19 protein-coding genes are annotated in these 23,167 nt (G+C 49.0%); 16 read left to right on the plus strand and 3 right to left on the minus strand.

The features are described 5' to 3' along the window. Positions 1-71 precede the first annotated feature (71 nt). Positions 72-2,123: a transglycosylase domain-containing protein gene (locus ACXAJH_RS09405; RefSeq protein ID WP_474993728.1), complete on the minus strand. Its 2,052-nt coding sequence runs from the start codon at positions 2,121-2,123 to the stop codon at positions 72-74. Between the two features lie 173 nt (positions 2,124-2,296). Here ACXAJH_RS09405 and speE point away from each other — a divergent pair, with 173 nt between their 5' ends. The 6 genes from speE (at position 2,297) to ACXAJH_RS09435 (ending at position 7,072) form a co-directional block, all read left to right on the plus strand. Beyond that, the gene (speE, locus tag ACXAJH_RS09410; protein WP_474993730.1) at positions 2,297-3,127 is read left to right on the plus strand and encodes a polyamine aminopropyltransferase; all 831 of its coding nucleotides are present in this window, start codon (positions 2,297-2,299) and stop codon (positions 3,125-3,127) included. 5 nt (positions 3,128-3,132) lie between these two features. After that, complete coding sequence (gene speB / locus ACXAJH_RS09415) at positions 3,133-4,005, plus strand: agmatinase (protein ID WP_474969783.1); 873 nt, start codon at positions 3,133-3,135, stop codon at positions 4,003-4,005. Between the two features lie 93 nt (positions 4,006-4,098). Further along, a complete protein-coding gene (locus ACXAJH_RS09420) occupies positions 4,099-4,548 on the plus strand; it encodes a hypothetical protein (RefSeq protein ID WP_474970842.1) in 450 nt (149 codons plus the stop codon). 88 nt (positions 4,549-4,636) lie between these two features. Continuing rightward, complete coding sequence (locus ACXAJH_RS09425) at positions 4,637-5,077, plus strand: YwiB family protein (RefSeq protein ID WP_474969781.1); 441 nt, start codon at positions 4,637-4,639, stop codon at positions 5,075-5,077. Beyond that, entirely contained in the window at positions 5,074-6,741 is a 1,668-nt protein-coding gene (gene argS, locus ACXAJH_RS09430; RefSeq protein WP_474969779.1) for an arginine--tRNA ligase, read from the plus strand. Before ACXAJH_RS09425 ends, argS begins: the two co-directional genes overlap by 4 nt. Before the next feature lie 148 nt (positions 6,742-6,889). Beyond that, a complete protein-coding gene (locus tag ACXAJH_RS09435) occupies positions 6,890-7,072 on the plus strand; it encodes a XapX domain-containing protein (RefSeq protein WP_474969778.1) in 183 nt (60 codons plus the stop codon). A 3-nt stretch (positions 7,073-7,075) separates the two neighbouring features. Here the strand turns inward: ACXAJH_RS09435 and cls are convergent, their stop codons facing one another. After that, positions 7,076-8,263: a cardiolipin synthase gene (gene cls / locus ACXAJH_RS09440; RefSeq protein WP_474969777.1), complete on the minus strand. Its 1,188-nt coding sequence runs from the start codon at positions 8,261-8,263 to the stop codon at positions 7,076-7,078. Between the two features lie 199 nt (positions 8,264-8,462). On the opposite strand from cls, the gene ACXAJH_RS09445 reads away from it, so the two are divergent. The 8 genes from ACXAJH_RS09445 to icmF all read left to right on the plus strand — a co-directional run bounded on the left by ACXAJH_RS09445 (position 8,463) and on the right by icmF (position 20,012). Beyond that, positions 8,463-10,595 (plus strand): heterodisulfide reductase-related iron-sulfur binding cluster, encoded by a 2,133-nt coding sequence (locus tag ACXAJH_RS09445; protein WP_474969776.1) that lies wholly within the window; start codon positions 8,463-8,465, stop codon positions 10,593-10,595. A 156-nt stretch (positions 10,596-10,751) separates the two neighbouring features. Then, positions 10,752-11,939, plus strand: coding sequence for an acetyl-CoA C-acetyltransferase (locus ACXAJH_RS09450; protein WP_474993732.1), 1,188 nt, complete (start codon positions 10,752-10,754; stop codon positions 11,937-11,939). Positions 11,940-11,952: 13 nt separating this feature from the next. Next, on the plus strand, positions 11,953-12,804 hold the full coding sequence (locus tag ACXAJH_RS09455; RefSeq protein ID WP_474993733.1) for a 3-hydroxybutyryl-CoA dehydrogenase: 852 nt from the start codon (positions 11,953-11,955) through the stop codon (positions 12,802-12,804). A 22-nt stretch (positions 12,805-12,826) separates the two neighbouring features. Continuing rightward, positions 12,827-13,972, plus strand: a complete 1,146-nt coding sequence (locus ACXAJH_RS09460) for an acyl-CoA dehydrogenase (RefSeq protein WP_474969773.1) — start codon at positions 12,827-12,829, stop codon at positions 13,970-13,972. 12 nt (positions 13,973-13,984) lie between these two features. Then, entirely contained in the window at positions 13,985-15,124 is a 1,140-nt protein-coding gene (locus tag ACXAJH_RS09465) for an acyl-CoA dehydrogenase (protein WP_027954700.1), read from the plus strand. A gap of 14 nt (positions 15,125-15,138) precedes the next feature. Then, positions 15,139-16,077: a methylmalonyl Co-A mutase-associated GTPase MeaB gene (gene meaB / locus ACXAJH_RS09470; RefSeq protein ID WP_474972289.1), complete on the plus strand. Its 939-nt coding sequence runs from the start codon at positions 15,139-15,141 to the stop codon at positions 16,075-16,077. 1 nt (position 16,078) lies between these two features. Further along, positions 16,079-16,714, plus strand: coding sequence for a TetR/AcrR family transcriptional regulator (locus ACXAJH_RS09475; protein WP_474969772.1), 636 nt, complete (start codon positions 16,079-16,081; stop codon positions 16,712-16,714). Between the two features lie 49 nt (positions 16,715-16,763). Continuing rightward, positions 16,764-20,012: a fused isobutyryl-CoA mutase/GTPase IcmF gene (gene icmF, locus ACXAJH_RS09480; RefSeq protein WP_474969771.1), complete on the plus strand. Its 3,249-nt coding sequence runs from the start codon at positions 16,764-16,766 to the stop codon at positions 20,010-20,012. Between the two features lie 82 nt (positions 20,013-20,094). On the opposite strand, the gene ACXAJH_RS09485 is transcribed toward icmF, so the two are convergent. Beyond that, the gene (locus tag ACXAJH_RS09485; protein ID WP_474969770.1) at positions 20,095-20,409 is read right to left on the minus strand and encodes a hypothetical protein; all 315 of its coding nucleotides are present in this window, start codon (positions 20,407-20,409) and stop codon (positions 20,095-20,097) included. Between the two features lie 257 nt (positions 20,410-20,666). Here ACXAJH_RS09485 and rpoE point away from each other — a divergent pair, with 257 nt between their 5' ends. Both rpoE and ACXAJH_RS09495 read left to right on the plus strand, forming a co-directional pair. Then, positions 20,667-21,200, plus strand: a complete 534-nt coding sequence (gene rpoE / locus ACXAJH_RS09490) for a DNA-directed RNA polymerase subunit delta (RefSeq protein WP_474969769.1) — start codon at positions 20,667-20,669, stop codon at positions 21,198-21,200. A 179-nt stretch (positions 21,201-21,379) separates the two neighbouring features. Then, positions 21,380-22,984 (plus strand): CTP synthase, encoded by a 1,605-nt coding sequence (locus ACXAJH_RS09495; protein ID WP_474969768.1) that lies wholly within the window; start codon positions 21,380-21,382, stop codon positions 22,982-22,984. Positions 22,985-23,167 lie beyond the last annotated feature (183 nt).

Below are 23,167 nucleotides of genomic sequence, written 5' to 3' on the forward strand. Positions count from 1 at the left end.
CGTACAAGTACTGTGTGACAAGAGCTTTCTCCGTGCTTTTCTATTGCTGGTTGAAGATCGGACTTTTTTGGTTAGAAGAACCAGTCCACGACATCTTTAAACCATGGGTCGTCCTCGAATTCATCATTGATATCCTTTTCTTCACTGCCTCCGCATACTTTTTTCGGTATGTCCGCTTTTTCCATGTAGACGAGCCGCTCCTGAGGGCAGTCAGGTCCGGCAAGGTAGCCGGTATCAGGGTCAATGTAGACCCCCTTCACACCTGGTGGAGGTACGAAAGCCGCTGAAGGGAGAGCTTCGTGAATGCCCTCCATCGTATCCGCCCAGATGGACTTGGCATATCGGTGATCATTGAACGTTTCCAAAGGGCGCCCTCCTTCATCGTAGCCGATCCATACACCTGTAACGTATTGCGGACTGAAACCGATCATCCAGCTGTCCGTATCTGTAGTTCCTGATTTGCCTCCATACATCCGGGTCAGTTTTCCGTTAACAGGTGTGCCTGTCACAGAAGCGTAAGAGGCATCAAGGGCCGGATCGAACATCCCTGTCATCATATGGGTGACGGTAAAGGCCGTTTCCTGATTGACAGGGTCATCTTTCAAAAGGACCGGTTCATATTCATATAACACATGTTCATGCCGGTCGGTAATTTTTTCAATCGTATGCCCTTCGAGAGAGTCAGATCCTTTGACCATCTTTCCGTACGCCGTGATCATGTCGTACAAGGATATGGATGAATAGCCTAGGGCAAGAGAGGGGTGGGGTTCAAAAGCCCCCTCTAGACCAAACGTTTTCATCGTTTCGACAAGCTTTTCCGGACCGATATCCATATGGGTGGATACGGCATAAATGTTATCGGATACAGCAAGAGCTTGAGCCATTGTTATCGGCTTATCCGCATACTGATCGTTGAAATTGGCTGGAACATACGGGTCGCTCTTTCCTTCGACGGGGAATTCCACCGGCTTGCTTTCGCGCATCGTGACCGGCGATTCTCCGGCCTCCAGTGCACTGTAATAAAGCAGCGGCTTAATGGTGGATCCGATCGGCCGTTTTGCCTGAACCGCCCTGTTGAACGGACTTTCCTCATAATTTTTGCCCCCGATCAGTGCGGTGACAGCGCCGGTGCGGCTGTCCATAACGACTGCGGCCGTTTGGACGTCATGGCCGTCTGGAAGGTGCCGGGCGGCCATTTCTTCCAGTGTGTCCTGATGTTCTTCATTAAGAGTCGTATGGATGTGGTACCCACCAGTCTGGATGCTTTCTCTGTCCACGCCCAGCAGCCGGGCTGCTTCGGAAATGACCTCATCCTGAAAATAGGGAGCGGTTTCCTGTATCTTTTCATTCTGACCATCCGCATAATTCAAGCTGGCTTCCACAGCTTCCTCTTTTTCTGTCGAAGTAATATAGCCGTGGCGCTCCATCTCCGTTAAAATTTGCCCCTGCCTGGATACGGCTTTCTCTTCATTGTTCAGAGGAGAATAGTAGCTGGGCCCTTTCGGTATGCCGGCAAGCATGGAGGCTTCTGTGAGGGAAAGTTCCCCGGCATGCTTACTGAAATAGTGGCGGCTCGCTGCTTCAATGCCATAAGCCCCGTGGCCGTAATAAATAGTGTTCAGGTACCCCTCTAAAATTTCGTCTTTGTTATAGAAGATTTCCAGTCGCAGGGCATACATCGCCTCATAGAGTTTGCGTTTCCATGTTTTATCGTGCGAAAGATATAGGTTGCGGGCATACTGCTGGGTAATCGTGCTTGCTCCCTGGGCCATGCGCATCTGCTTTAAATCGGTTAAGGCAGCAGCGGCAATCCGTTTGAAATCGAAGCCGAAATGGTTGTAAAACCGCCGGTCTTCAATGGCAAGGGTTGCGTCCTTAATCGACTGGGGCATATCCTCAATCGCGATCCAATACCTTTCCTCGGCCCCTTTGTCCTCCCCGATCACCTCTCCACTGCTGCCGTAGATGAGTGTATTCTGTTCCGTCGTCAAGGACGGGGGGCCCTGGATAATCGCTGTCATGACTACAGCAATGACAGCGATCACGCCGAGGATGGCACCGGCTCCCGTCAGTTTAAGGCTGATGATCAGCCATTTGTAAGAAGTTTTGATAAATGACCACATCTTGTTTATACTCCCAACTATAAAGAGAAAATTTTGTGTTCACCGAATCGAAAGACTGCTATTATTATGGGAGAATTCGTAGTAAAATAAACTTCTTGTTTGCTTTTTAAATACCGGTATGGAGGGGGATCCCCGTCACCGGCGGATGTATAGATGAAAAGGAGAAATGCTTCATGGGTACATGGTTTACAGAAAAACAGACCGATCATTTCGGGATTACAGCGAAAGTGAATCGATCGCTTCATAAAGAGAAAACAGATTTTCAAGAGTTGGAAATGCTGGAGACAGAAGAATGGGGAAACATGCTCGTGCTTGATGATATGGTCATGACGACGGAGAAGGATGAATTCGTATATCACGAAATGATCGCCCATGTCCCTTTATTCACCCATCCCCGTCCTGAGAATGTGCTGGTTGTCGGCGGCGGAGACGGCGGTGTGATTAGAGAAGTCCTGAAGCATGAAAGTGTGAAGAAAGCCACTCTTGTGGAAATTGACGGGAAGGTCATCGAGTATTCGAAAAAGTACCTGCCATCCATCGCAGGAACGCTTGGAGACGAACGGGTCGAGGTCAAAGTGGATGATGGATTCATGCATATTGCACAAAGCCGGGACGAATACGATGTGATCATGGTTGATTCCACAGAACCGGTCGGACCTGCTGTGAATCTTTTTTCCAAGGGCTTTTACGAGGGCATTGCCAAAGCACTGAAGGCGGATGGCATCTTTGTCGCGCAAACAGACAACCCGTGGTTCAAAGCAGATCTGATCCGTCAGGTGTACGGGGATGTGAAAGAGACATTTCCGATTACCCACGTGTATACGGCCAATATTCCAACGTATCCAAGCGGACTATGGACATTCACGATGGGAAGCAAGACGCATCATCCCCTTCAGGTTCCTGAAGACCGTTTCACGGAACTGGATACGAAATACTATACCGAAGAAATCCATCAGGCCTGCTTTGCGCTGCCGAAATTTGTGAAAGACTTGACGAAGGAGTGACATTCATGAGGTTTGATGAAGCCTACTCTGGAAAAGTATTCATTATGAGCCGAGCTTCAGAAGAAGAAGCGGACGCTGTGATTTACGGCATGCCGATGGACTGGACGGTCAGCTTCCGTCCGGGCTCCCGATTTGGTCCGAACCGGATCAGGGAAGCTTCCATCGGCCTTGAGGAATACAGTCCTTATCTGGACCGTCATTTGGAAGAGGTCAGCTATCATGATGCAGGCGATCTGCTGCTGCCATTCGGAAATGCAGCCCGAAGCCTTGCTATTATTGAGGATTATATGGATGAACTGATGGAGAAAGGCAAGTTCCCGCTCGGGATGGGCGGGGAGCACCTTGTCTCCTGGCCGGTCATTCAGTCCGTTTACAAAAAATACCCGGACCTTGCCGTCATTCATATTGATGCCCATGCGGATCTTCGGGAGGAATACGAGGGAGAGGTGCTTTCCCATTCGACGCCGATCCGGAAGACGTGTGAGCTCATCGGAGCGGAAAATGTCTACTCCTTCGGTATCCGTTCCGGTATGAGGGAAGAGTTCCAATATGCTGCTGAATCCGGTATGCATTTGTACAAGTTCGATGTACTGGAGCCTTTGCAGAAGGTTCTTCCTGAACTGGCCGGTCGCCCGGTTTACGTCACGATTGATATTGATGTGCTGGACCCCGCCGGTGCACCAGGAACGGGGACGGCTGAAGCGGGCGGCATTTCTTCTAAGGAACTGCTTGCGGCCATTCATGCCATGGCAGGAAGTGAGATGAATATTGTAGGGGCTGACCTGGTGGAAGTAGCGCCGGCCTATGATCATTCGGAAAAAACGCAGATTGCTGCCAGCAAACTGATGCGTGAAATGCTTTTAGGGTTTGTTCAATAAATGATAGAATAGGAAAAGCCGCTGTGATGATCACGGTGGCTTTTCTATTTTCAGGCCCGGGGCCTGAAATCATGAATAAAGGAGCGTTTCATTTTGACGAAGAAAGGGATCGGTCTCATTTCGGCCTATGCATTGGTGATGGTGGCTCTCTTCACCGCCACTTTTGCAGGGGAATGGAACCCATCAAATTACAGCTATACATTGAATGAAAACACCCTGACGATTGAAGAAGGATTATGGAATAAAGAAGAAATGGAAGTGGAGAGGGAAGGGAACATCAACAATATCCTGCTCTTCCAGCTGGCGGTTTCTGAAGAAAGACAGCAATGGAGCGTGGACCTTGGTGTGATCGCTGTTCTTCTGCCTCTCTTGTTGTTTATCGCTGCTCCTGCACAGCGTCCGTTTAAGAAACATCTAGCCTTTAAGTGGTACGCGGCGGTTGTTTTGGCCATCCTTGTGGTATATACCGCATGGTCCGTTCCGGCACACGTTTCCTATGTGGATGATATAGAGAGGTATGTTCGTCTGCTGACAAGTTCCTGATACCAGCGCTTGCGTTTTTAAACTGAAATTTTTATAATGGATTAGTTATAACTCGTTCGTAAAACTGTTAAAGAAAAGGTGGAGAAACATGCCTGCAAATGCAAAAGACATCCAGGTCCAGCTTGTTACCGAAATCCAGGATCAAGATCGCAGAGAGACCATGGAAATCGAAGAGACCGGCCGTTTTTTAGTCCGCGGCAGTACGCAGGTGCTGACCTTTACGGAGCACCCGGAAGACGGTGAGCCTGTCCATACAATGGTGACGATCAAACCGGAGCATGTAAGCATCAAGCGTACCGGCGGTGTGGAAATGCGCCAGGTTTTTAAACCTTTGATGGAAACAGAGAATCTCTATCACCACACCTATGGTGATTTTCATATGAAAACCTACACGAAAGAATTGGACTACACCCCGCTGGAAGAATCCGTGCAGGGACGACTGTTTTTAAACTATACGATGACGTTAAATCACGAGGTGACGCAGAAGCACAGCCTGACGTTGACGTTTGAGGAGGAGAGCGATTCATGAATATCGTTGAACAAATGGAACAGAACCTGAAAGAAGAGATTGTGCGTTCTGTGCTGGCAGCGGGGCTTGCCGGAGAAGGAGAAATGCCGGAAGTGGTGCTTGAACAGCCGAAGGATAAAGCTCATGGGGACTATGCCACCAATATGGCCATGCAGCTGGCGCGTGTAGCGAAAAAGAACCCGCGTGCGATTGCAACTGAACTGGTGGAGCAGTTCGACCATTCGAAAGCATCCATTGAAAAAATTGAAATCGCAGGCCCGGGCTTCATTAACTTTTACATGAACAATCAGTATTTGACGGAGCTTGTGCCTTCTGTACTGTCAGCCGGCAGTGAATATGGGCGCACCAACAGCGCAGACGGTCATAAAATCCAGATTGAGTTCGTTTCGGCCAATCCGACGGGAACCCTTCACCTGGGACACGCCCGTGGAGCAGCTGTCGGTGATTCCTTGTGCAACGTATTGGATGCAGCCGGCTATGACGTCTCCCGTGAATACTACATCAATGATGCAGGGAACCAGATGATGAATCTGGCGAAGTCTCTCGAAGCCCGTTACATGCAGGCGCTCGGCCGTGACTGGGACATGCCGGAAGATGGCTATCACGGGAAAGATATTATCCAGCTGGGAGAAAATCTCGCGGAAGAGACCGGTGAAAAATGGGCGGAAGCCGAGCAGGAAGAGCGTCTTCAGTTCTGCCGTGAATATGGTTTGAAGTTCCTTTTAAACCGAATCAAGACCGATCTGGAAGAATTCCGTGTGCCATTTGATGAATGGTTCTCTGAAACCTCCCTGTATCAGGGTGACCAGATTACAGATGCCTTGAAAGTCCTTAAGGATCAAGGATACGTGTACGATAAAGATGATGCCACATGGTTTGAAACAACACAGTTCGGCGATGATAAAGATCGTGTCCTTATTAAAAACGACGGCACATACACGTACTTGACGCCGGATATTGCCTATCATAAAAACAAGCTGGACCGCGGCTTTGATACGCTCATCAACATTTGGGGAGCGGATCACCACGGCTACATCCCGCGTATGAAAGCAGCCATCCAGGCACTGGGTTATGAAAAAGATACGATGGAAGTGGAAATCATCCAGATGGTCAATTTGTTCCAGGACGGCGAAAAGGTGAAAATGAGTAAGCGTACCGGAAAAGCAGTCACACTTAGAGAACTGATGGAGGAAGTCGGTGTCGATGCGATGCGCTATTTCTTCTCCATGCGTTCCAGTGACTCCCACCTGGACTTTGATATGGATCTTGCCCGTTCTGAGTCCAATGAAAACCCTGTGTACTATGTGCAGTATGCGCACGCAAGAATCTGTACGATGTTGAAGCAGGCGGAAGAGAAAGGACTCATGAAAGAGAACTACGATAACAGCTGGTTAACGGCTGAGAAGGAAGAAGACCTGCTGAAGAAGCTTGGGGAATTCCCGCAGGTTGTAGCGGATGCGGCCGACAAACGTACCCCGCACCGGGTGACCCAGTATGCCTTTGATCTGGCTTCTGCCCTCCACAGCTTCTACAATGCGGTGAAAGTATTGGATGGCGACAATCCGGAGCGCACAGCGGCGAGGATTGCCTTAATGAAGGCTGTACGGATCACATTGAACAATGCGCTGAAACTTGTTGGTGTATCTGCACCAAATCAAATGTAATCTCATAGAGTAGGAAAAGGGCGTCTCTGCATAATCAGGCAGAGGCGTTCTTTTTTTATGGGCGCAGTCATAAGGAAAAGGGAATGATGAATGGAGTGGAGAAAGAAGTACATGATATACGAAAAGGACGGAAGAAGGAGGAATCCATGTGGGAAAAGAAGTGGTGCTGGCATTACTGACCGGTTTCGTTGTCGGGTTGTTATTTGCTGCTGTAAAACTGCCGATACCGGCGCCGCCCGCCTTTGCGGGAGTGGCCGGTATCATTGGCATTTATCTTGGGTTTAAAGTGTATGGATGGATCGGGCCAGTGTTCACAGAGCTGTTCAAATGACGTCTATAAAAACGGGCGGAGCAGAACAGCAATCTTTTGATTGATTCTCGTTCCGAGCGAGCGTTTTTTCAGCCAGCGGTCATCGAAAGGAACAGCGTCCGCGACATCCTCAAAATAGACATCTCTCAAGTCCTGAATGAAAGCTTCGTCATACACGTAGGTATTCACTTCCTTATTCAGGAAAAAGCTGCGCCGGTCAAAGTTCGCCGTTCCAATGTCGGCGAACTGACCGTCAATCATAATGACCTTTGAATGATAAAAGCCTGCATCAAAGAAACGTATGTCAGCACCAGCCTGCTTCAGTTCTTTTAAATATGGCACCGCTGCTTCCTTTACAAAGGCATGGTCCGCTTTCATCGGAATCATAATGTGCAGCGAGACGTCCCGCTTCAATGCTTTTTTCAAAGCCTCCTGAAGCGTAGGCGTAGGGATGAAGTAAGGCGAACCGATTAAAATTTCCTGCTCAGCCGAATCAATCATTTTCCTGAATTCCTTCTCAAGCTCTACGCCGTCACTCGCTACAACCCTCATTCGATACGGATGCTCGGTTTCTGAAGGAGGGAAGGGGGTATCTTGTTCCCCTGTTGCCAGATACCAGTCATCAAGAAAAATCGTATGGAGCTGATGAACGACCGGACCGTATGCTCGGATGTGGTAGTCCCGCCAATCCCCGAATTTTGACGATTCTCCAATGTACGCCTTTCCGACATTAAAGCCGCCAACATAGCCGATCTTTCCATCGATGACAGTGATTTTCCTATGGTTTCTTCGTTGAAGGCGGTAGAAGAAGTAAGGAAAGCCGGGTACTTCCGCAAAAGCGAAGCGCACCCCGGCCTCTTCAAGTTCGCTGCGGCGCTTTTTCGTTATTTTAAAGCTGGCCACACGGTCGCCCATCAGGCGGACAGGGACACCTTCGGCCGCTTTGTTTTTGAGCACCTGAAGGAAATTATCCGCGATATAATCATTTTCAATAAGAAAAAAATGCACATCCACCTGTTTTTCTGCTTCTGATATATCCCGGAAAAGCTGCTCATACAGCCTGGAACCGTTCTTAAATAAGTGATAGCTGCCCGTCGTTTCCTCCAATGGTATCGTACGGGCCTGTTTATGATGCCGGACTCTTCCTAATTTAAAATCTATATAAAGCAGGAAAATAAGAGCGGCTGCTAGTAATAGAATGATATAGAACATGATAGTATAGCCTCCTAAAAAACTCTTCCACATAGTTTCCCCGTTTTCGACTTTTTCAAAAGGAAAAATACAGAAAAAATGTTGACTGAATGCTCATTCATAATTTATAGTTAAGCTATAAGATTCAGAAAATTTCAAGTTTCTGATCGGAGAAAAGGGAAATCGCTTCGTGCGATGATAACAAAGAGGGGGAAAACCTATGAATCCACTGCTGGTCGCAAACTGGATTTTGTTCCTTGGTGTCCTGATCTATGGACTTTATTTATTTGTCCGTGTGGTTCAGACTCGTATCGCTTATATCAAACTGGGGAAAAAATTCGAGTATGACAAACAGCTGAAGTCACGGTTACGCAAAATCTGGATTTATGTATTCGGGCAGAAGAAACTGCTCAAGGATAAGAAATCCGGAATCATTCACGTTATGATGTTTTATGGATTTATTCTCGTGCAATTCGGAGCGATTGATTTTATCTATAAAGGACTTGTGCCGGATGCCCATCTTCCGCTCGGCCCTTTTTACGCCGGCTTTACGTTTTTCCAGGAGCTGGTGACGTTAACTATTCTGACCGCCGTTATCTGGGCGTTTCACCGCCGCTACATCGAAAAGCTTGTTCGTTTGAAGCGCGGATTTAAAGCCGGGCTTGTCCTGATTTTCATTGGAACACTGATGGTAACCGTCCTCGTTGGAAACGGCATGAGTATGATCTGGCATGCCCATGAAGGAGCATGGACAGAACCTGTTGCGAGCGTTATTGCAAGCGCTTTCGGATGGGTGCCGGAACCTGTAGCTGTTACGGTATTCTTTGTCATGTGGTGGATTCACCTATTGATCCTGCTTACCTTCCTTGTCTACGTGCCGCAGTCCAAGCACGCCCACCTTCTTGCTGCACCTGTGAACGTCTTTTTGAGTCGTGAGGAGCCGCCGGGGAAATTGAAGTCCATTGATTTTGAAATGGATGAAGATGCCGATGAAGATGACGTATCCTTCGGGGTAGGGAAGATCGAGGACTTCAATCAGCTTCAAATGATTGATTTTTACGCATGCGTTGAATGTGGACGGTGTACCAATGTATGTCCGGCGTCCGGTTCCGGAAAAATGCTGTCGCCGATGGATCTGATTGTGAAACTCCGCGACCACCTTACCGAAAAAGGAGCCGCTGTTACAGGAAAGTCCCCGTGGGTCCCAGCCTACGCTTTTTCCGGGACAGAAGGGAATACACTCGCTCAAATGGCCCGGAGCCATGGGACAGATGAGGCCGCAGCAACGCTCGAAGCGGTCCAGAACAAAAGCCTGATCGGGGATGTCATTACAGAAGAAGAACTGTGGGCTTGTACGACCTGCCGGAACTGTGAGGATGCCTGCCCGGTTATGAACGAGCATGTTGATAAAATCATCGACCTGCGCCGCTACCTCGTACTGACCGAAGGAAAAATGGATGCCGACGGCCAGCGTGCCATGATGAACATTGAGCGCCAGGGGAACCCATGGGGTCTTTCCAAGAAGGAAAGAGAAGACTGGAGAGAGCTGGATGAAGATGTTCATATTCCTACAGTGAAAGAGTTGAAGAAATCAGGGGAAGAGTTCGAATACTTATTCTGGGTCAGCTCTATGGGCTCTTACGATAACCGGAGCCAGAAAATCGCCATGGCGTTTGCGAAACTGATGAATGAAGCAGGCATCAAGTTTGCCATCCTGGGAAACAAAGAACAGAATTCCGGAGACACCGCCCGACGGATGGGGAATGAATTCCTTTTCCAGGAGCTGGCGGAGAAGAACATGAAGGAATTCGAGAAAAATGATGTGAAGAAGATCATTACCATTGATCCACATGCCTATAACATCTTTAAGAATGAGTATCCGGATTTCGGATTGGAAGCCGAAGTGTACCACCATACCGAGCTGCTGGCGGAATGGTTGAAAGAAGGACGCTTGAAACCGCAGGGAGTGGTGAAAGAAAAAATCACCTATCACGACAGCTGCTATCTTGGCCGCTACAACGAAGTCTATCAGCCGCCGCGAGAAGTTCTGGAGATGATTCCAGGTGTCGAGGTCGTGGAAATGAAGCGGAACCGTTCCAACGGAATGTGCTGTGGAGCCGGCGGAGGCATGATGTGGATGGAAGAAAAGTCAGGGAATCGTGTGAACGTAGCCAGGACCGAGCAGGCGCTGGAAGTGGAGCCGACAATGATTTCCAGCGGATGTCCATTCTGTCTGACGATGCTGTCAGACGGAACAAAAGCGAAGGAAGTGGAAGAAGAGGTCAGCACGATGGATATTGCAGAAATTCTGGCGAAGTCCATTTTTGAGAGCACAGAGGAGAAAACGGCTTAATTAAACGTTTGTTTAAAAAACGGAAAAATGACAGAATGATTGAAAAATTGTGGAAAGTGTACAGTATTTTATGTACACTTTCCTTATGGGACGATATTGAGCGAGCGTTCAATCGTCAATTTTGTAAGCGTTATCAAAAAAAGAGGAGGAATGACAATGCGTAAAACAGTCATCGTGGATGGAGCACGCACACCATTTGGGAAATTCGGAGGGGCTTTAGCACCACTGACGGCGGCACAGCTTGGTGGTATGGCGATTAAAGCAGCGTTGAAGAAGGCGAAGGTCCATGTGGAGGATGTGAACGAAGTGATTATGGGAAGCGTTCTTCAGGGAGGACAAGGGCAGCTCCCTTCCAGACAGGCAGCTCGTGAAGCTGGAATCCCCTGGGATGTGAAAACAGAAACCGTCAATAAAGTGTGTGCCTCCGGCATGCGCAGTGTCACGATGGGAGATCAGTTCATCCGCCTTGGAGAAGAAGAAATCATCGTCGCCGGCGGTATGGAAAGCATGAGCAATGCGCCATATTTCATGCCGAAAGCGCGCTGGGGTCTCCGGATGGGGGATGCGTCTGTGAAAGACATGATGGTGCATGACGGATTGACCTGTTCATTCGAGAACGTCCATATGGGCAATTACGGCAACCGGACAGCCGAACAGTATGAACTGACACGTGAAGCTCAGGATGAGTGGGCGTACCGCAGTCATCAGCGTGCCGTCCAGGCCACGGAAGAGGGAAAGCTGGGAGAAGAAATTACGCCAGTGGAAATTTCCCAGCGCAAAGGGGACCCTGTCATCGTGGATCAGGATGAAGCTCCTCGAAAGAGCACAACAATCGAAGCGTTGTCTAAACTGCGGCCGGTGTTCGACCAGACAGGAACGATTACGGCCGGAAATGCACCGGGTGTCAATGACGGGGCCTGTGCCATGGTTTTAATGTCGGAGGAAAAGGCTGAAGAAACCGGAGCATCTGTGCTGGCAGCAATTCTCGCCCATGATGAGATTGCTGTGGAGGCGCAGGATTTCCCGCAGACACCGGGACTTGTTATCAATAAGCTGTTGAAAAAATCCGGAAAAACCATCGATGAGATCGATCTGTTTGAAGTAAACGAGGCATTTGCCGCTGTATCCCTGGCCAGTGGGAAAATCGCCGGTCTGGATCCGGAAAAAGTGAATGTCAACGGTGGAGCCGTTGCTCTTGGCCATCCGATCGGGGCCAGCGGAGCCCGTATCCTTTTGACATTGGCTTATGAACTGAAACGCCGGGGCGGCGGCACAGGGATTGCAGCCATCTGCTCAGGCGGCGGCCAGGGGGATGCCGTTCTCATCGAAGTACCAAAACAATAAGGAGGACACAGGAATGTCAATAAATAAAGTCATGGTCATCGGCGCAGGCCAGATGGGCGCAGGGATTGCTCAAGTTTTTGCCCAGGCTGGTCTTCATGTGAAATTGAATGATCGAGAGAAGGAAGCATTGAATAAAGGGCAGGCCGGGATCGAAAAGCGCCTGGAAAGAGCTGTTGAGAAGGGTCGTATGACCGATGGCAAGCGTGAGGAGATGTTGGAGCGTCTGACAATTACGACCGATCTGCAGGAGGCCTCTGACTGCGATCTCGTCATTGAAGCCGTCGTGGAAAGTATGAAAGTGAAGGTCTATGTATTCCAGCAGCTGGATGAAATTACACCCCCTCATGCAATTTTGGCGACCAATACCTCTTCTCTTCCGATAACGGAAATCGCTGCAGCGACGAAGCGTCCGGACCAAGTAATCGGCATGCATTTTATGAATCCGGTCCCGGTCATGACGCTGGTGGAAATCATCAGAGCTATCCAAACGAGCGATGACACGTATGCGTCTGTGAAGGAAATGGCTGAAAAACTGCAGAAGACACCGGTAGAGGTAGAGGATTTTCCGGGATTTGTTTCCAATCGGATTTTGATGCCGATGATCAATGAAGCGATTTATACCGTCCATGAAGGCGTCGCCTCACCCGAAGATGTCGATGCGGTCATGAAACTTGGGATGAACCATCCGATGGGACCACTGACACTCGCTGATTTTATCGGACTGGATACATGCCTTTCTATCATGGAGGTCCTTCATGAAGGATTCGGCGACAGCAAATACCGGCCTTGCCCGCTTCTCCGTAAATACGTCAAAGCCGGATGGCTCGGGAAGAAATCCGGCCGCGGTTTTTACATCTATGAATAACTGATGAAAAGGGGAGATGACCGTGGAGCTTCAATGGACAGATGAACAGAAAATGATGCGCCGGATGGTACAGGATTTCGCGCAGAATGAGGTGGCACCGGCCGTTGAACGTATGGAGAAGGAAGACCGCTTCCCGGAAGAACTGATTCCTAAAATGGGGGAGCTCGGTTTAATGGGGATCCCGATCCCTGAAGCATACGGGGGAGCCGAGATGGATTATACCTCCTATATCATTGCGATTCATGAACTATCTAAAGTAAGTGCGACCCTTGGTGTCATATTATCTGTACACACATCAGTGGGGACCCACCCGATTTTATATTTCGGATCGGAAGAACAGAAATCCAAATACATCCCGAAACTCGCATCGGGTGAATATTTAGGTGCCTTCGCTTTGACGGAACCGAGCGCGGGCAGTGATGCCAGCAGCCTGAAGACGCGTGCTGAGAAAAAGGGAGATCGATACATCCTTAACGGCTCCAAGGTGTTCATTACGAATGGAGGCAGTGCAGATACCTTCATCGTTTTCGCGCGGACGAATCCCGAAGTGTCTCCGAGTAAAGGCTTGAGCGCTTTTATTGTGGAGCGCGGCACACCTGGGTTCTCGATTGGAAAAGCGGAAAGGAAAATGGGCATGCATGGGTCGAGTACGGTTTCTTTGAACTTTGATGCCTGTGAGCTACCAGCTTCCCAGCTCCTTGGTAAAGAAGGAGAAGGTTATAAAATCGCCCTCTCCAATTTGAATATCGGAAGAATCGGCATCGCCGCCCAGTCACTTGGTATTGCGGAAGCCGCTTTGGAGCATGCCGCCGCCTATGCAAAAGAGCGGGAGCAGTTCGGGCGCCCGATTGCCCATCTGCAGGGGGTTTCCTTCAAATTGGCAGACATGGCCACGGAAGTCGAAGCTTCCAAACTGCTGGTCTACAATGCAGCATCGATGCAGGCATTAGGAAAACCGTGTAGTAAAGAGGCATCGATCGCTAAGCTGATCGCTTCCCGTACAGCAGTTAAAGCAGCCATTGAAGCGGTTCAGGTCCATGGAGGCTACGGATACACAGAAGACTATGCGGTGGAACGGTTTTTCAGAGATGCAAAAGTGTGTGAAATCTACGAAGGAACAAGCGAAGTCCAGCGTGTCGTCATCGGCAATCATCTGGTGAGAGATTAGGAGGATGGAGAAATGAATTTCACATTAACAGAAGAGCAGGAAATGCTTAGAAAAATGGTTCGGGACTTTTCCAAGAATGAGGTGGAACCAACAGCGGCAGAGCGGGATGAAGAGGAGCGTTTTGATCGTGAAATTTTCGACAAAATGGCTGAACTCGGGCTGACGGGAATACCATGGCCGGAAGAATATGGCGGCATCGGTTCGGATTTCATCAGTTACGTGATTGCTGTGGAGGAGCTTTCCAGAGTGTGTGCTTCCACAGGCGTCACCCTTTCTGCGCATATTTCTCTGGCCAGCTGGCCGATTTATACATTTGGAACGGAAGAGCAGAAGAAGAAGTTTCTGGCTCCACTGGCTGCGGGTGAAAAGCTTGGCGCCTACGCTTTATCCGAACCGGGGGCAGGGAGTGATGTGTCTTCCATGCGCACACAGGCAAAGCTTGACGGTGACAGCTATGTACTGAATGGAAACAAAGTGTGGATCACCAATGGTGGTGTCGCTGATACGTATGTCGTCTTTGCTAAGACGAATCCGGATGAAGGGAACCGCGGCATCAGCGCCTTCATCGTAGAAAAAGACACACCGGGATTCTCCACAGGGAAAAAAGAGAAAAAACTCGGTATCCGCTCTTCTCCGACGACAGAGTTAATCTTTGAAGACTGCCGGATTCCTAAGGAAAACCTGCTTGGTGGAGAAGGCCAGGGCTTTAAAATCGCGATGATGACGCTGGACGGTGGTAGAAACGGCATCGCTGCCCAGGCTGTAGGAATTGCGCAGGGGGCGCTTGATGAGTCTGTCGCCTACGCCAAGGAGCGGGAGCAGTTCGGCAAGCCGATCGCTGCTTTACAGGGGATATCTTTCAAACTCGCGGATATGGCAGCTGAAATCGAAGCTTCCCGTCTGCTTACGTATCAAGCGGCCTATTTGGAATCTGAAGGTCTTCCGTATTCCAAGGCGTCGGCCATGGCGAAGTTGTTTGCCGGTGATACGGCGATGAAGGTAACCACAGAAGCGGTTCAAGTTCACGGCGGATATGGATATACGAAGGATTACCCGGTGGAACGGTACATGCGGGATGCGAAGATCACTCAGATCTATGAAGGGACCCAGGAGATTCAACGTCTCGTTATCGGCCGGATGGTAACGAAGTAGGAAGGTGATGGATGATGCACCCGCTGGCGGAACGAATACAAAATCAGGATATGAGGGCGCTTGCCCGTGCCATCACGCTCGTTGAAAATGAAGATCCGGAAAAGCTTCCACTGATGAGTGATATCTTTTCGATACAGAAAAAGGCACACTATATCGGCATCACAGGCTCCCCGGGGGCAGGGAAGAGCTCCTTGATCAACCACCTGCTGACGTTTTTAAGAAAGCAGGAGCTTACGGTCGCTGTTATTGCTGTCGATCCTACAAGTCCATTCAGTGGAGGGGCTCTCCTTGGGGATCGCACAAGAATGAACCAGCACTTTCTTGATCCTGGAATCTTCATCCGCAGTATGGCGACGAGAGGCAGTCTGGGAGGTTTGGCAAGAGCGACGAAGGACAGCATCCGGGTCTGTGATGCTTACGGATTTGATGTCGTACTTGTGGAAACCGTCGGGGTCGGTCAGTCGGAGCTGGATGTGATGAAGGTGGTGGATACCACAGGTCTTGTCCTGACACCGAACAGTGGCGATGTCCTTCAGATTTTCAAAGCCGGGATCATGGAAATTGCCGATCTCTTTCTTATTAATAAAGCAGACCTCCCCGGCGTGCGGAAGCTGAAATCGACCCTCGAGGAATATTTGATGATCATTCAGCCGGAAGGGTGGCAGCCGCCTATTGTTGAGACGGTGGCCACGGAATCCAAAGGAATGGCAGACGTCTGGGAAAAGGTGCAGGATCATCGTACGTATTTATACGAAACCGAGGCAGGGATGAAGCGGAGAAAAGACCAGCTGCAGCTGGAAGTCTATGATCTGATCCGTGAAGAAATATGGCGGAACGTAAAATCTTCGGTAGAGAAGGACCCGGAGAAAACACAGGCCTTCCAAAATCCCGACGCCGACCCCTATCAGCTGGCCCGATCATGGTTTCAGGAATGGGCTGGGAAGGATGAATGATGTGACAGATCAGCAGGTACCATCCACCATCAAAGACGAAGCATTGATTGTGAAGCGGCGGAATCAGATGATCAAGGGTGCCGTCACGCTGTTTATGGAAAAGGGATTTCATAAAACGACGACACGGGAGATCGCCAAAGCTTCCGGTTTCAGTATTGGAACCTTATACGAGTACATCCGCAAGAAGGAGGATGTATTGTTTCTTGTCTGTGATTCTATTTATCAGCGTGTAAAAGAAAGAATGGAAGCTTCGATCGACCCGGAACAGACAACCGTCAAAAGTCTGATTCAGGCGGTCCGATCGTATTTTCAATTGATGGACGATATGCAGGATGAGGTTCTGGTGATGTATCAGGAAGTGAAATCGCTGTCACGGGAAGCTCAGGAATATGTCCTGCAGAAAGAGCGTGACATGGTCGCCATGCTGGAGCAGGTCATCATCAACAGTCTCCCGGGCGAGTACGCGGAAGCGGAAGTACGCTTAATGGCCAACAATATTTTTGTGCAGGGACAGATGTGGGGATTCAGGCGTTGGATTCTGCAGCGTAATTTTACGATTGAAACGTATACCGATACCCAGATCCATCTGCTTCTAAGAGGACTGGGGAAAGAGACAGAAGGAATTACAGCCGGCTGACAGCGCGGGACATGCGTAGCAGCAGCTGAAAAAGAAAGGAAGAGCGGAAATGGAACAACCGATAATCTATAAGCCGAAAAATCCTGTTCGATTCGTAACGGCTTCCAGTCTTTTTGATGGTCATGATGCTTCCATAAATATCATGAGGAGAATTCTTCAATCGACCGGTGCGGAAGTGATCCATCTCGGTCATAACCGTTCTGTCGAAGATGTAGTCAACGCCGCCATCCAGGAAGACGCCCAGGGCATTGCCATCTCATCCTATCAAGGCGGACATGTAGAATATTTCAAATATATGGTCGACCTTTTGAATGAAAAAGGGGCGGGACACATCCGTGTCTATGGCGGAGGAGGCGGTGTGATTATTCCGAGAGAGATCAAGGAGCTTCACGAGTATGGTGTGGCCCGGGTATTTTCTCCAGAAGACGGCCGTTCACTCGGCCTGCAGGGGATGATCAATAAGATGATGGAGGAATGTGATTTTCTCCCGCCACTGGATGTGGAAAAAGGGGTGGCCGATTTATCTGAAGGGAGCCACCAGGCGATCGCCCGCTTCATTACCTACGTAGAAAACACATCCAAGGAAGAACGCGAGGCCGTAGCTGCCTTTGAAACAGCAGTTGAGAAAACGCAGGATAAAACGATCCCGGTTCTTGGAATCACCGGTACAGGGGGAGCAGGAAAAAGTTCGTTAACCGATGAACTGATCCGCCGCTTTATTCATGAAGTCCCGGAGAAGAAAATCGCTGTTCTGTCGGTCGACCCGACGAAGAAGAAAACAGGCGGCGCTCTGCTTGGGGACCGGATCCGGATGAATGCGATTTTCCATCCCCGTGTCTATATGAGGTCCATGGCGACAAGGGAGGCCCGTTCAGAATTGTCTACGGCAGTGGAAGAAGCCATCCAGGTCGTTAAAGCCGCTGGTGTAGACTTCATTATTGTCGAAACGAGCGGGATCGGACAGGGGGATGCCGCTGTAACAGATATTACGGACTTGTCCATGTATGTAATGACCGCGGAGTTCGGGGCACCTTCCCAGCTCGAAAAAATCGACATGATTGATTTTGCTGACTTCATCGTCATTAATAAGTTCGAGCAGAAGGGTTCGGAAGATGCTTTTAATCAGGTGAAAAAGCAGTATCAGCGCAGCCATATGCTGTTTCATGAAGATGACAGCCGCTTTCCTGTCTTTGGGACCATTGCCAGCCAGTTCAATGACCCGGGCACCAATACATTGTTCGCCGCTCTCCTTGAGACGTTGAACGAAACCTATGCCTGGGAGGATGAGACTTCTTATTCTTCACTGAACCAAAAAGCGGAAAAGCAGAATGTGATTATACCGAATGAAAGAAAGCAGTATCTGCGGGATATTTCCATGGCAGTCCGCCATTATCATAAGCGCACCGATACACAGGCGGAAGCGGCGAGTAAGCTTTATCAGCTTCAGGGAACCCTCGATATGGTGGAGGATGAGGGTGTGAGAGAGAACCTCCGCCGCTTAATGGAAGATTATGAACGGACCATCGACCGTCATGACCTCGGCAAACTGGAAGATTGGGATGGTCTTCATGAACGTTACAGCGGGGATACCTATACATTTAAAGTGAGAAACAAAGACATTACAATGGACCTCACAACCGAAAGTCTGAGCGGAACGAAAATCCCGAAAGTCGCCCTGCCGCACTACAAAGACTGGGGAGACCGGTTAACGTGGCTTCTTCAGGAAAATGTTCCAGGAGCTTTCCCATTTACAGCCGGCGTTTTCCCGTTCAAGCGGAAGGGAGAGGATCCGAAGCGCCAGTTTGCCGGAGAAGGAACGCCGGAGCGGACGAACCGCCGCTTTCATTATTTATCCGAAGGTGATGATGCGAAACGGCTGAGTACGGCCTTTGATTCTGTCACCCTTTACGGGGAGGACCCCGATGAACGGCCGGATATATACGGGAAAGTCGGCGAGAGCGGAGTGAATATCTGCACGCTTCAAGATATGAAAAAGCTTTATGACGGGTTTGACCTTGTCGATCCAACGACGTCGGTATCGATGACGATTAACGGACCGGCTCCGATTATTCTGGCGATGTTCTTCAACACAGCCGTTGACCAGCAGCTTGCCAAGTTTAAGAAGGAAGAAGAACGGGAGCCGACAGCTGAAGAAGCACAAAAGATAAAAGAGGAAACGATCCATGTCGTCCGCGGCACCGTGCAGGCAGATATTCTGAAAGAGGACCAGGGACAGAATACATGCATTTTCTCTACAGAATTTGCCTTGCGGATGATGGGGGATATTCAGCAGTATTTCATTGACCATCAAGTCCGCAACTATTATTCCGTTTCCATATCCGGCTATCATATTGCCGAAGCAGGGGCCAATCCGATTACACAGCTGGCCTTCACTCTTGCGAACGGCTTTACTTATGTGGAATATTATTTGAGCCGGGGGATGGACATCAACAAGTTCGCACCCAATTTATCCTTTTTCTTCTCCAATGGACTGGATCCGGAGTACACCGTACTTGGACGCGTAGCGAGACGGATCTGGGCAGTGGTGATGCGGGATAAATACGGTGCTGATGAGCGGAGTCAGAAGCTGAAGTATCACATTCAGACATCCGGACGCTCGCTCCATGCCCAGGAAATAGACTTTAATGACATCCGGACGACGCTACAGGCATTAATTGCGATTCAGGATAATTGTAATTCCCTGCACACCAACTCCTATGATGAAGCCATTACAACACCGACCGAAGAGTCGGTGAGAAGGGCCATGGCGATTCAAATGATCATCAGCAAGGAGTTCGGTCTCACGAAAAATGAAAACTCCCTGCAGGGGGCGTACATTATAAGGGAATTGACTGACCTTGTGGAAGAAGCAGTTCTCCAGGAGTTCGAACGGATCAACGACCGTGGTGGTGTGCTGGGTGCGATGGAGCGCCAGTATCAACGAGGGAAAATTCAGGAAGAGTCGTTGTATTATGAAGGGAAGAAGCATTCAGGTGAACTGCCGATCATCGGAGTGAACACGTACTTGAATCCAAATCCTCCTTCTGAAGAAGAAATCGATTCGATGGAGCTCGCCCGTGCTTCGAAAGAAGAGAAGAATCATCAGATTACAGAACTGCGCCGTTTCCAGCAGTCGAATGAACGGACGGCTGCTGAGGCTCTGCATCGGCTGAAGCAGACGGCCGCCGGCGGTGGAAACATTTTTGCTGAGCTGATGGAAACCGTCAAAGTGGCCAGCCTCGGCCAGATTACGAACGCCCTCTATGAAGTAGGGGGGCAGTATAGAAGGAACATGTAGGCCGTTCTGAAAGATAAAACCCGTCCTGTGATTTGGAAATCTCCTCACAGGACGGGTTTTACATAAGTTTAGACGCATCGTTTTAGTGGCCGCCCACCTGATCGTCATCGTGGGCCTGGTTCACTTCTGTCACATACGGTTTTTTCATGCCGTACCATTCATACGTAATGTTGTAGGTTCCTCCTTCTTCAAGGAGCATCCAAGTGCTCGTATCCTTGACAGATACTTTCTTCTCATCAATCGTGACATAATAGCCTTCATCATTATGGACTTTCTTCGTCACTTCTGCTTCCTCGAGGTGTTCGGAGTGGATGATTCCGAAGCTTGAGTAGAGCCAGACTCCAACAGCGGCAGCAGTCAGAATGATGGCTGTCCAGTTAAAAGGGCGGTTTTCCATTGATCGTCTCTCCTTATATAGAGCATTCTCGTTTTTATTTTAAAGGATATCTCCAGGAACACAAAGGCTTATGTTTGTTTTCTATTTTTCAGCACAAGGTTTACTTTCATGCAGCTTTGGCTAGAAAAGTAAAGAAGAGGCAGACTCTATTTGATTTTTGTACAGGCACCTCATATAATGGATGGTATGATTAAATGTGATTCGTATGCCCATGAAGTCATTAATTCTATTTTGTCTAGATAAAGGAGTGCTGAATCGTGAGCGTAAAAGAACTCAGCCCACAGAAGATTGAAGAAATTTCCATGATCGAACTGGCGACCATGATATTGGAAGAGGAGCGCGAAGCCATTGATTTCAATGAAATCTTTAACCGGATTTCAAAAATGAAAGGTTTCACAAAAGCGCAGAATGAAGAGTACATTTCCCAGTTCTACACAGATATGAACATTGACGGCCGTTTCATGACGATCGGGACGAACCGTTGGGGCTTGAAAAAGTGGTACCCTGTAGAGCAGATGGAAGAAGAAATCGCCAACCTGCCTCAGAAACGCAAAAAGAAGAAGAAAAAGAAAAAACCTTCCAAGGTGCTTGAAGATGAGCTTGGGCAGGATGGATACAACGATGAAGATGAGAATCTCGAGGATGATCTTGAGCTTACTGATGAAGACCTTGACCTTGATGATGACGATGATTACGATGGTGATTATGAAGAGGATGACCTGGATGAAGAAGAGGAAGAAATTGTGGAAGATGACCTCAGCTTCGTTGGAGATGACGATGAAGATAAATAAGGAGGTTGACTTTCAAAAGTCATATCAGTAAAATCTTATTTGGGCTCTTTAATTTCCTTGAACGGAATCCAAACGCTCCCCGGCAATGACGGGGAGCGTTTTTTGTTTTTACATCCCCTTATCAAATTGAAGCTTTAGTAAATAACTAATTAATACAAATAGAGAAAGAGGGATTTGACGTGGCAACAAAATACATTTTTGTAACAGGCGGAGTGGTGTCATCTCTAGGAAAAGGGATTACAGCTGCTTCATTAGGACGATTATTGAAAAACAGAGGCTTGAAAGTAACCATTCAGAAATTTGATCCATACATCAACGTAGACCCGGGTACGATGAGCCCGTACCAGCACGGGGAAGTTTTCGTTACAGATGACGGCGCTGAAACCGATTTGGACCTTGGTCACTACGAGCGCTTCATCGATATCAATTTGAATAAATTCAGTAACGTGACAACAGGGAAAGTCTACTCCACCGTTATTAAAAAAGAACGCCGCGGCGACTACCTCGGCGGAACCGTTCAGGTTATTCCGCACATTACGAATGAAATCAAAGACCGTGTATTCCGTGCCGGTCATGAGACGAATGCAGATGTCGTCATCACAGAAATCGGCGGAACCGTCGGGGATATCGAATCCCTGCCATTCCTTGAGGCGATCCGCCAGATCAAGAGCGATATCGGACGCGAGCACGTCATGTACCTGCATTGTACATTGGTACCCTACTTGAAAGCGGCCGGTGAAATGAAGACAAAACCGACCCAGCACAGTGTGAAAGAGCTGCGCTCTCTCGGCATTCAGCCGGATGCGATTGTCCTTCGTACAGAGATGGAAATTTCCGAAGATATGAAGGAGAAAATTGCCCTGTTCTGTGACATCAACAAGGAAGCGGTCATTGAAATGGCGGATGCTGATACGCTTTACAATGTTCCGATCAACCTTCAGGAGCAGAAACTTGACCAGCTGACATGCGACCACTTCGGTCTGGACTGTGCACCGGCCGATATGACCGAATGGAATAAGCTCATTGATCGTGTGAAAAACCTGCAGCACAAGACGACAATTGCGCTTGTCGGTAAGTATGTAGAACTTCCGGATGCGTATATTTCCGTTGTAGAGGCCCTGAAACACGCAGGATACAGCTACGATTCCGATGTCGAAGTGAAATGGGTCAATTCAGAAGGGCTGAATGCGGCCAACGTGGAAGCTGAACTGAACGGTGTAGACGGCATCCTTGTTCCAGGCGGATTCGGGGACCGTGGCATCGAAGGGAAAATTGATGCCATCCGGTATGCACGCGAAAACCGCATCCCATTCCTCGGCATTTGTCTGGGGATGCAGCTGGCAACGGTTGAATTTGCCCGTAACGTCCTCGGTCTTGAAGGAGCGCATTCGGCAGAAATCGATCCATCTACCGCGCATCCGATCATTGATCTTCTTCCTGAGCAGAAAGAGGTATCTGATCTTGGCGGGACGCTGAGACTGGGCATTTACCCGTCCCGCCTCAAAGAAGGGTCCAAAGCATTGGAAGCCTACGGGGAAGAAGTCGTCTATGAGCGTCACCGCCATCGTTTTGAGTTTAACAACCATTACCGTGAACAGATGGAAGCAGCCGGCTTCAAGTTCTCAGGAACAAGCCCTGACGGCCGTCTTGTTGAGATTATCGAAGTGGAAGATCATCCTTGGTTCGTGGCGAGCCAGTTCCACCCGGAATTCAAATCACGCCCGACTCGTCCGCAGGAGTTGTTCTACGGCTTTATCGGAGCAGCTATGAAAACTTACCAATAAAAGAGCTGGAAAGAAAGGCTGGAGCGGAGGACCGCGCCAGCCTTTCTTGTTCAAAAAACTTCTGACAGAAGAGGCTTTTTCATGTCAGGGAGAAGAATGATGTCGAATTCCAGTTTGATTCCAGAAAATATGACAACGCATCCATTTGTAGGCAGGAAATGACAGGGGGCGCCTCGAAACTAA

The sequence above is a fragment of the Halobacillus sp. ABD4_316 genome (genome assembly GCF_056161385.1).

Coding starts and splice junctions, on each gene's coding strand:
- ACXAJH_RS09405 (WP_474993728.1), bottom strand. CDS start 2,123: ATGTGGTCATTTATCAAAACTTCTTACAAATGGCTGATCATCAGCCTT.
- speE (WP_474993730.1), top strand. CDS start 2,297: ATGGGTACATGGTTTACAGAAAAACAGACCGATCATTTCGGGATTACA.
- speB (WP_474969783.1), top strand. CDS start 3,133: ATGAGGTTTGATGAAGCCTACTCTGGAAAAGTATTCATTATGAGCCGA.
- ACXAJH_RS09425 (WP_474969781.1), top strand. CDS start 4,637: ATGCCTGCAAATGCAAAAGACATCCAGGTCCAGCTTGTTACCGAAATC.
- argS (WP_474969779.1), top strand. CDS start 5,074: ATGAATATCGTTGAACAAATGGAACAGAACCTGAAAGAAGAGATTGTG.
- cls (WP_474969777.1), bottom strand. CDS start 8,263: ATGTTCTATATCATTCTATTACTAGCAGCCGCTCTTATTTTCCTGCTT.
- ACXAJH_RS09445 (WP_474969776.1), top strand. CDS start 8,463: ATGAATCCACTGCTGGTCGCAAACTGGATTTTGTTCCTTGGTGTCCTG.
- ACXAJH_RS09450 (WP_474993732.1), top strand. CDS start 10,752: ATGCGTAAAACAGTCATCGTGGATGGAGCACGCACACCATTTGGGAAA.
- ACXAJH_RS09455 (WP_474993733.1), top strand. CDS start 11,953: ATGTCAATAAATAAAGTCATGGTCATCGGCGCAGGCCAGATGGGCGCA.
- ACXAJH_RS09465 (WP_027954700.1), top strand. CDS start 13,985: ATGAATTTCACATTAACAGAAGAGCAGGAAATGCTTAGAAAAATGGTT.
- meaB (WP_474972289.1), top strand. CDS start 15,139: ATGCACCCGCTGGCGGAACGAATACAAAATCAGGATATGAGGGCGCTT.
- icmF (WP_474969771.1), top strand. CDS start 16,764: ATGGAACAACCGATAATCTATAAGCCGAAAAATCCTGTTCGATTCGTA.
- ACXAJH_RS09485 (WP_474969770.1), bottom strand. CDS start 20,409: ATGGAAAACCGCCCTTTTAACTGGACAGCCATCATTCTGACTGCTGCC.